The organism is Oceaniglobus ichthyenteri (genome assembly GCF_003057885.1).
GTDB classification, from domain to species: Bacteria; Pseudomonadota; Alphaproteobacteria; order Rhodobacterales; family Rhodobacteraceae; genus Oceaniglobus; species Oceaniglobus ichthyenteri.
In genome coordinates this window covers 38,631-45,667 of sequence record NZ_QAGK01000018.1, presented here as the reverse complement: position 1 = coordinate 45,667, position 7,037 = coordinate 38,631, and the positions used below count along the sequence as shown (strand labels likewise).

At 59.3% G+C, this 7,037-nt stretch carries 9 protein-coding genes; 5 read left to right on the top strand and 4 right to left on the bottom strand.

The genetic code is table 11. The annotated features are described in order from the left end of the window. Window positions 1-281 (top strand): hypothetical protein (locus C8265_RS18050; protein ID WP_108485439.1); only part of this gene is annotated, 281 nt, incomplete at its 5' end. A 3-nt stretch (window positions 282-284) separates the two neighbouring features. Here the strand turns inward: C8265_RS18050 and C8265_RS18045 are convergent. The 4 genes from C8265_RS18045 to C8265_RS18030 all read right to left on the bottom strand — a co-directional run bounded on the left by C8265_RS18045 (window position 285) and on the right by C8265_RS18030 (window position 2,878). Further along, the gene (locus C8265_RS18045; protein WP_108485438.1) at window positions 285-1,115 is read right to left on the bottom strand and encodes a protein NO VEIN domain-containing protein; all 831 of its coding nucleotides are present in this window, start codon (window positions 1,113-1,115) and stop codon (window positions 285-287) included. Between the two features lie 637 nt (window positions 1,116-1,752). Continuing rightward, on the bottom strand, window positions 1,753-2,070 hold the full coding sequence (locus C8265_RS18040; RefSeq protein ID WP_108485437.1) for a type II toxin-antitoxin system RelE/ParE family toxin: 318 nt from the start codon (window positions 2,068-2,070) through the stop codon (window positions 1,753-1,755). Window positions 2,071-2,074: 4 nt separating this feature from the next. Further along, window positions 2,075-2,329, bottom strand: a complete 255-nt coding sequence (locus C8265_RS18035; RefSeq protein ID WP_108485436.1) for a ribbon-helix-helix domain-containing protein — start codon at window positions 2,327-2,329, stop codon at window positions 2,075-2,077. A gap of 99 nt (window positions 2,330-2,428) precedes the next feature. Next, complete coding sequence (locus tag C8265_RS18030; RefSeq protein ID WP_240611134.1) at window positions 2,429-2,878, bottom strand: hypothetical protein; 450 nt, start codon at window positions 2,876-2,878, stop codon at window positions 2,429-2,431. A 136-nt stretch (window positions 2,879-3,014) separates the two neighbouring features. On the opposite strand from C8265_RS18030, the gene C8265_RS18025 reads away from it, so the two are divergent. The 4 genes from C8265_RS18025 (at window position 3,015) to mads1 (ending at window position 7,010) form a co-directional block, all read left to right on the top strand. Next, window positions 3,015-4,586 (top strand): recombinase family protein, encoded by a 1,572-nt coding sequence (locus tag C8265_RS18025; RefSeq protein ID WP_108485435.1) that lies wholly within the window; start codon window positions 3,015-3,017, stop codon window positions 4,584-4,586. Then, a complete protein-coding gene (locus tag C8265_RS18020; RefSeq protein WP_108485434.1) occupies window positions 4,586-5,497 on the top strand; it encodes a plasmid partitioning protein RepB C-terminal domain-containing protein in 912 nt (303 codons plus the stop codon). The genes C8265_RS18025 and C8265_RS18020 overlap by 1 nt, the downstream gene beginning before the upstream one ends. Continuing rightward, window positions 5,494-6,411 (top strand): plasmid partitioning protein RepB C-terminal domain-containing protein, encoded by a 918-nt coding sequence (locus tag C8265_RS18015; protein ID WP_108485433.1) that lies wholly within the window; start codon window positions 5,494-5,496, stop codon window positions 6,409-6,411. The genes C8265_RS18020 and C8265_RS18015 overlap by 4 nt, the downstream gene beginning before the upstream one ends. Window positions 6,412-6,821: 410 nt before the next feature. Further along, window positions 6,822-7,010 carry a methylation-associated defense system helix-turn-helix domain-containing protein MAD1 gene (gene mads1 / locus C8265_RS18010; protein WP_108485432.1) on the top strand — a complete coding sequence of 63 codons (189 nt, stop codon included), beginning with the start codon at window positions 6,822-6,824 and terminating at the stop codon, window positions 7,008-7,010. Window positions 7,011-7,037: the final 27 nt, after the last annotated feature.

Here is a 7,037-nt window from a genome sequence, read left to right as displayed (position 1 = left end):
TGGATCGCGGCCAGGATGCCCGCCTGCTGCGCGCCATCGGCCGCGCGTGGGACTGGCGAAGCAGGCTGGAGCGTGGCGACGTCACCACCATCGCCGACCTCGCCAGAGAGGAAGGCATCTCCGACCGTTATGTCAGTCGCGTGATTCGGCTGGCATGGCTCGCACCTTCGGTGCTGGAGCGGCTGGTCCTGCGCCGCGAACCCACGGTGCTGTCAATATTCGACCCCTGCGGCGTATCGGAACTGCCGTGGGCCGAGCAACCGGGTCGGGTGTTTGATTGAGGGTCAGTGAAAGCTGGCCTGAAAGCTCGTGGCGGTCAGCGAGACGTGGGCGTCCAGCGGCGGGCGCAGTTCGAACGCCTTCGGTTCCCGTGAAAAGTGATAGAGCCGCATAAGGCACCAGTCCGCCCGCCGTTCGTCGGCAACAGCCAGCTCATTCCGCGAAATATGGAAAGGTGTGCGTTCCCAGCCGTTGGTCGTCTTCACTTCGATCAGACGGGGCCGACCATCCGGCGCATAGCTGGCGATATCATATCCAGCGCCGTCCCCATCCTCCTCCGAGACCCATCGCACCTTTGTCGCAAGATCAGAGCGCCCGGAGCCAGCCAGCACCGCTTTCTCATGCGCCAGCGCACGCTCCTCTCCCGCCCGGCCAAGCGCACGGTTGCGCTCGTCACGCTCCGCAACATCGAATTTGCGGGCGGTGGCGATGGTTTGCTCAAGCTCAGCCGGAGGCGGCTGGTTGCTGAGCGTCGGGGGCGGTCCAATCCAAAGTTGAGCTGCCTCGTGGAGGCCCATCGCGGGCCGGTCCGGAATGCGGGACAGCCAGCCGGGGTTGAGTTCCAGCCAACGCGCCACCGCATCTTCCAGTGTGCCCTGATAGTTTTGGGCGGGCTTGTAGCCAGAGATCCAGTCCTCTCCGAGGGCCCTGAGAACCGCGCTGATGTTCTGGTGCTTGAACTCAATCGAACTGCGGTTGCGGTCGATCTGTGCCTGAAGATCGCGATTGTGCGCAGCCTTGTTATAGGACTGGCCAGCAAAGTCCGCAGCCAGCATCGCGAAGTAATCCGCGACGATCAGGTCATTCTCTGCATCTGTCCAAGGCCCGTTTGACATGCGGCCAGGCTAGACACGCGAAAATCATTTGTCATCAGTAGTTTCGTCGGGGGAATGGGATGCGAACCCACCCAAGAAATCCGCCTGTTTACGCTGGTATCCCGAGCAACGCGCCTACTGCGCGTTCTGTAAATGTCGCCATCGATATCGTTCGGAACGCGCGTTTGGGTTTTGGCGGGGTTTAGAAATAGATTATTGAAAAGGCGCGGAAAAAATGGACCGAACCGGAACGGGCGAGGTTCGCCCAAACTGAGACTGAGGGCCATTCTGAGCCCAGCTTTGGCCAGACGGCGCGTCTATGAGGTTCGGTCGGTTCCTTCAAACCCCTTTGATAGCACGGAAAAAACCGTGCCCGTCAGGGCGGTGTCACTGGTTCGCAATGGGGATAATGGCGGAGGGAACGCGACTGGCGTCGAACCTTCTCCACATCAAGTCATTGATTTTAAATTACTATTTTTAGAGCAATGCACCCCATGAGCGCTTCCAGCGCTGAAAGCGTCTCACGTGGTGATGCCGTCTGGTTAGAGCGGCATCCTCCTCACCTCCAGCAAGTAGGTGGCTACTGTTACCGCTGGACCGTGCAAACATTGAAGATTCCACGCTGCGCAAATCTGATGCGCCTTGAAAAGGCGTCCGATCATCCGAGCCCAAAATCATCGCGAAACTGGTCGATCTGGTGCATGCGCTCGTGCAGGATAGTCACGATCCCGATGTCGCCGTTCGAAAGATGGCGCCAGTAGACGAAATGGCGCTCAAAGCGAAAGAAAAACCCCTCAACGCCGAATTCGGCCGGGACGGGTTTTGATGTGACGCCGTGGGCAGCGATCTTGTCGAAGGTCGCAAACAGACCGGTGATATATTTCTCGGCCTGATCGTCGCCCCACCTTTCGCGGGTGTAGCGGTAGATGTCATCAAGGCGGTGGGACGCCCCTTCCTGAATACGGATGGTGGCCACCGGATCAGGCCCGGTTCCGCGCGATCACCTCGGCTGCAGTCAGCGGTAGATACGTTTCTTCCGCTGCCACGAAGGCATGGGTCAACTCGGCCTTCAGGCGGCTGAAGGCCTCCTGCTCCGCCCTCTCCTTGTCACGCCGGATCAAGTCGCGGATGTATTCGCTGACGTTCTCATAGGACCCGTCATCGCCCACATTGGCCGACACGAAGTCACTCAGGGCCCCACCAAGGCGGACGGTCATCGTGGTCGTTCGGGACATGGCGCAGCACCTCTCACTTCGCGTGTATTCAATATAACCAAAAACGAACGCAAAACAAGAGTGGGCTGCGCCTCCCGGGTGCCGATCATCGTTGGCGTTTCAACCGTCAGCATCCTCGACAATGTGACGGCCTGCAAGCGCAAGGACAACAAAGAGCACCGCATCCGAATGCCGCGCAAGAGCGATCAGATGATCACCGCTCGGCCCTCGTTCACCCGCGAACCAGTATTTCACGGTGCGTTCACTGGCGCCCGTCCAGCGCATGGCCATCTTGATTGCGCGATGCGTTTCGCCCAACTCCTCATGCAGAGCCAGCGCCATAGCGGTACGATAATCGGTAGGTTCTTCGACCAGGTGCACAAATGTGCCCATCTTCGGCACAAATGTGCCCATCTTCACGCGCATTTTCACGTCCTTCTCGGTTAAACAATTGAAGAACCATGAAAACGGCGTGTGCTGATTTTGCCCGCATTGAGTCATTGGATCGCGACTCAAGAACACTGCTGATTTGAAGGCCGCGACGATGAATTTGAATTTGAGAACTGACACTTGGGAAATCGGAAAGAGCTTGCCCGTTTCAGGAAACGACTTTCCGGAGCTTCTTGTGTCAAATGGAAAGAATGGATTTCTCCGCTCCGCATGTTTTGCACAGCAAGGGTGAAACCGCCGAAAAGGAATACTTGATTTGAGTAACGGTCGAGACAACAGGACAGACAAAGACGCGGAGGTCGAGCAGGATTTACCGGCCGTCGCCTATGTGCGGATGTCGACCGATCACCAGAAATACTCGACGCAAAACCAGCTCGACATCATTCGGGATTACGCCACCGCCCGGGGCCTGCAGCTCCTGCGCGTCTTCGAGGACTCAGGTCGGTCCGGGTTGCGGTTGGACGGTCGCGAAGCGCTGCAGAACCTGATGGCCGAGGTCCGAACCGGTCAGGCGGATTTCAAAGCCATTCTGGTCTATGACGTCAGCCGCTGGGGCCGGTTTCAGGATGCTGATGAAGGGGCGTATCACGAACATGTCTGCTCTCGCGCCGGGATCCGGGTCCACTATTGCGGTGAGCAGTTCGAAAACGACGGCAGCATCGGCTCTAACCTTCTGAAAACTGTCAAGCGGGTGATGGCGGGCGAATACAGCCGCGAGCTTTCGGTAAAGGTCTTCGCCGGGCAATGCCGTCTGGTGGAGCTTGGATACCGTCAAGGCGGTGCGGCTGGATATGGGTTGCGCCGGGTACTGATCGACGAACACGGCAACCCAAAGGGTGCCTTGTCCCGCGGCCAACAGAAGAGTTTTCAGACCGACCGTGTCGTTCTCGTTCCGGGCCCTGAGCAGGAACAGGATGTCGTGCGCCGCATGTACCGAATGTTCGTCGAGGATGGCCGCTCGGAGCGTGAGATTGCGGAAACCCTGAATGCCGAGGGGCATCTGACGGATCTTGAGCGGCCATGGTCCCGGGCATCGGTGCACCAAGTCCTGACCAACGAAAAATACATCGGCAACAACGTTTACAACAAGGTGTCCTTCAAGCTGAAGCACAAGCGAGTGGTGAACCCACGCGAAATGTGGATCCGGGCGGAGGGCGCCTACCCCGCCATCGTGGACGAGGCGCTTTTTCTGCGCGCACGCGAAATCGTCGATGCCCGCAGTCAGCATTTCACGGACGCCGAACTGCTCGAAGCCCTGCGCGCCGTGCTAAAATTGAAAGGCGTGCTGTCGGGACTGATCATCGATGAACAGGACAACCTGCCGTCGTCCAGCGCCTTCCGTAACCGCTTCGGCAGCTTGCTGCGCGCCTATCAGATGATCGACTACGAGCCAGAGCGCGACTATCGCTACGTCGAGATCAACCGGGCATTGCGGCAGGCGCACCCCGGCATCGTGGCTCGGATCCTCGACGGAGTCGGCGAACGCGGCGGCCAGGCTGTCCAAGATCCAGACACCGACCTGATCAGCATCAACGACGAGTTCACGGCGTCGGTGGTGCTTGCCCGGTGTTTCGAGACGCAGGGCGGTTCCCTGCGATGGCGCATCCGTCTCGATACTGGCCTGGTGCCCGACATCACGATTGCCGTGCGGATGGACGAATTGAACGAAGCGCCACGCGATTATTACCTGCTGCCGAGCATCGATATGACCATGGCCAGACTGAGGCTGGCCGAGCAGAACGGGCTGTCGCTGGACGCCTATCGCTTTGACACGCTCGACTATTTTTACGCGCTCGCTGGCCGGGCCCGGATCACGGAGGCCGCCTGATGCCAGACGAAGCCCAGGGCATTACCCAGAAACAGGTCACTCTCATCCCCACCGACCGCATTCGCATCCTCAATCCCCGTGTGCGCAACCGGCGCAATTTCGAGGAAATGGTCGAGAACATCGCAAAGATCGGTCTGAAGCGACCAATCACTGTGGCGCAGCGCGCCGGAACCGACCCTGTTGAATATGACCTCGTCTGTGGCCAGGGGCGGCTCGAAGCGTTCATGGAGCTTCAGCAGGATGCCATACCGGCCATCATCATCGACGCCGACGAAAGCGACTGCCTGGTCATGAGCCTCGTGGAGAACTGCGCGCGCCGCCAGCACAACCCGATCGACCTCATGCGTGAAATCGGCAATCTGCGCAAACGCGGCTACAATGATCGCCAGATCGCAAACAAGATCGGGGTCACGCCAGACTATGTTGGCATGATCGCGGGGCTTCTGGAACGCGGGGAAGAACGGCTGGTCTCGGCCGTAGAAACCGGCCTTTTGCCGCTGAACCTCGCCATCGACATTTCAAAGACAGATGCCGAGGGCGGGCAGCGCGCTCTGATGGACGCCTACACCCAGAAAAAGCTGCGCGGCAAGAAACTGGCCGCCGTGCGCCGCCTCATCCAGCAGCGCGATGCACAGGGCCCGCGCCTTCATCGAAACAGCTATGGCAGAAGCGACGGCGCCAAACGGCCTTTGACCAGCGACGCGCTCGTGCGTGCTTATAAACAGGAGGCCGAACGCCAGAAATTGTTGATCAAGAAGGCCGAACTGACGCAGGGCCGCCTGATGTTCGTCGTCGAGGCGTTTCGCTCGCTGCGCGACGATGACCACTTCCTGACGCTCTTGCGCGCGGAAGGGTTGGATACCCTGCCCACCTATCTCGGGCAATCACTGGATGCGGGAGCGGCAGAATGAGCCCGGGCAAGCGCAAAACCCCGGACGCGGTCACGCTTGGCTTCGAAAGCGATTGCGTCACCGTGCCGGTAGAGGCCGTACTGCCCGTGCGCGCCCTCAGCGCATCCGTCAAATCCAGCCGCAAGTACCGCCAGATCACCGCGTCGATCAAAGAGGTTGGCCTGGTCGAACCGCCGGTCGTCACGCGATCCACGGGAGAGGAAGGCACCTTTATGCTGCTTGACGGGCATATCCGGATCGAGGTGCTGAAGGATCTCGGCATCGAACGGGTCGAATGTCTGATCTCCACTGACGACGAGGCATTCACTTACAACAAGCGGATCAGCCGCCTTGCGCCCATCCAGGAGCACAAGATGATCCGCAAGGCCATTGAGCGCGGTGTCTCCGAGGAAAAGATCGCTCTGGCTCTCGACCTCAATCCGCGCAGCATTGTGCGTGAAGCCAAGCTCCTCGACGGAATCTGCGAAGAGGCCGTTAGCATCCTGAAAGACAAACACTGTGCGACCGCCGTGTTCGAAATCCTGCGCAAGATGAAAGCCATGCGCCAGATCGAGGCGGCAGAGCTGATGATGAACGCGAACAATTATTCTCCGGCATACATCTCTGCAATTCTGGCGGGAACGCCCCAGGCGCAGCTGGTGGACACGAAGAAACCCAAGAAGATGAAGGGCATCACCCCTGAGGCCATGGCCCGCATGGAGCGCGAGCTGGCCCGGCTGCAGGAAGGGATCACTTCGATCCAAGACTCCTACGGCCAGGACCACCTGCAGCTGACCGTGATCAAGGGGTATCTGGCAAAGCTGCTCGGGAACGCCAGGATCGTCCGGTATCTGATGCAGCATCGGCCGGAGTTTCTGACAGAATTTCAAGCGATCACCGAGATGTCCTCCGCTCCACCAACTGAGGTGGAATAGCCAAAGCGGCCAGAACTGATGGGGACCCGGACCCGACAAGCGCGGGGACCGCAGGAGACGCCGCACTGTGGGGCGGATCAAGTGCGGCGGTGGGGATGGCGGCGAACCCGCTCGGAGCCCACCAGGTCGGCCGAGGTTTCGCCGACCGCGCGACCGCACATGTGGTTGCGACAATTGCAGGCGTGCCGAGGGTTGGCGCGGATCGGCGCGCCTGCTTCAGTTCTGAGTCCGGATACGCGCTGCCCAGACGTGCAATGATGTGCTTGGCAATCGGCAAAGGGCACCCAAGTGGGTTTACGCTCTTAACTCGTTGAGAACGGGCTTAATCCCACTTATTCCGGTTTACTCAGGCGAAGCAGAGTGTAAAGCTTGCACCAAGGTAAGTAGGCTGGACCTGGAAGGGCCGCACCATGACCGATCGATGGGTCTCTGTTGAAGAGATAGCAGATTACCTCGGTGTCAGCAAAGACACTGTTTATGGGTGGATATCCAAACGCGAAATGCCCGCGCACAAGGTTGGCAGGCTTTGGAAGTTCAAGACTGACGAGGTCGATGAATGGGTCAGGAACGGCAAAGCCGGAGATGAATTCAAGGCGTGAGGCCAAAAGCGTTTGAGGAGTAAGAAC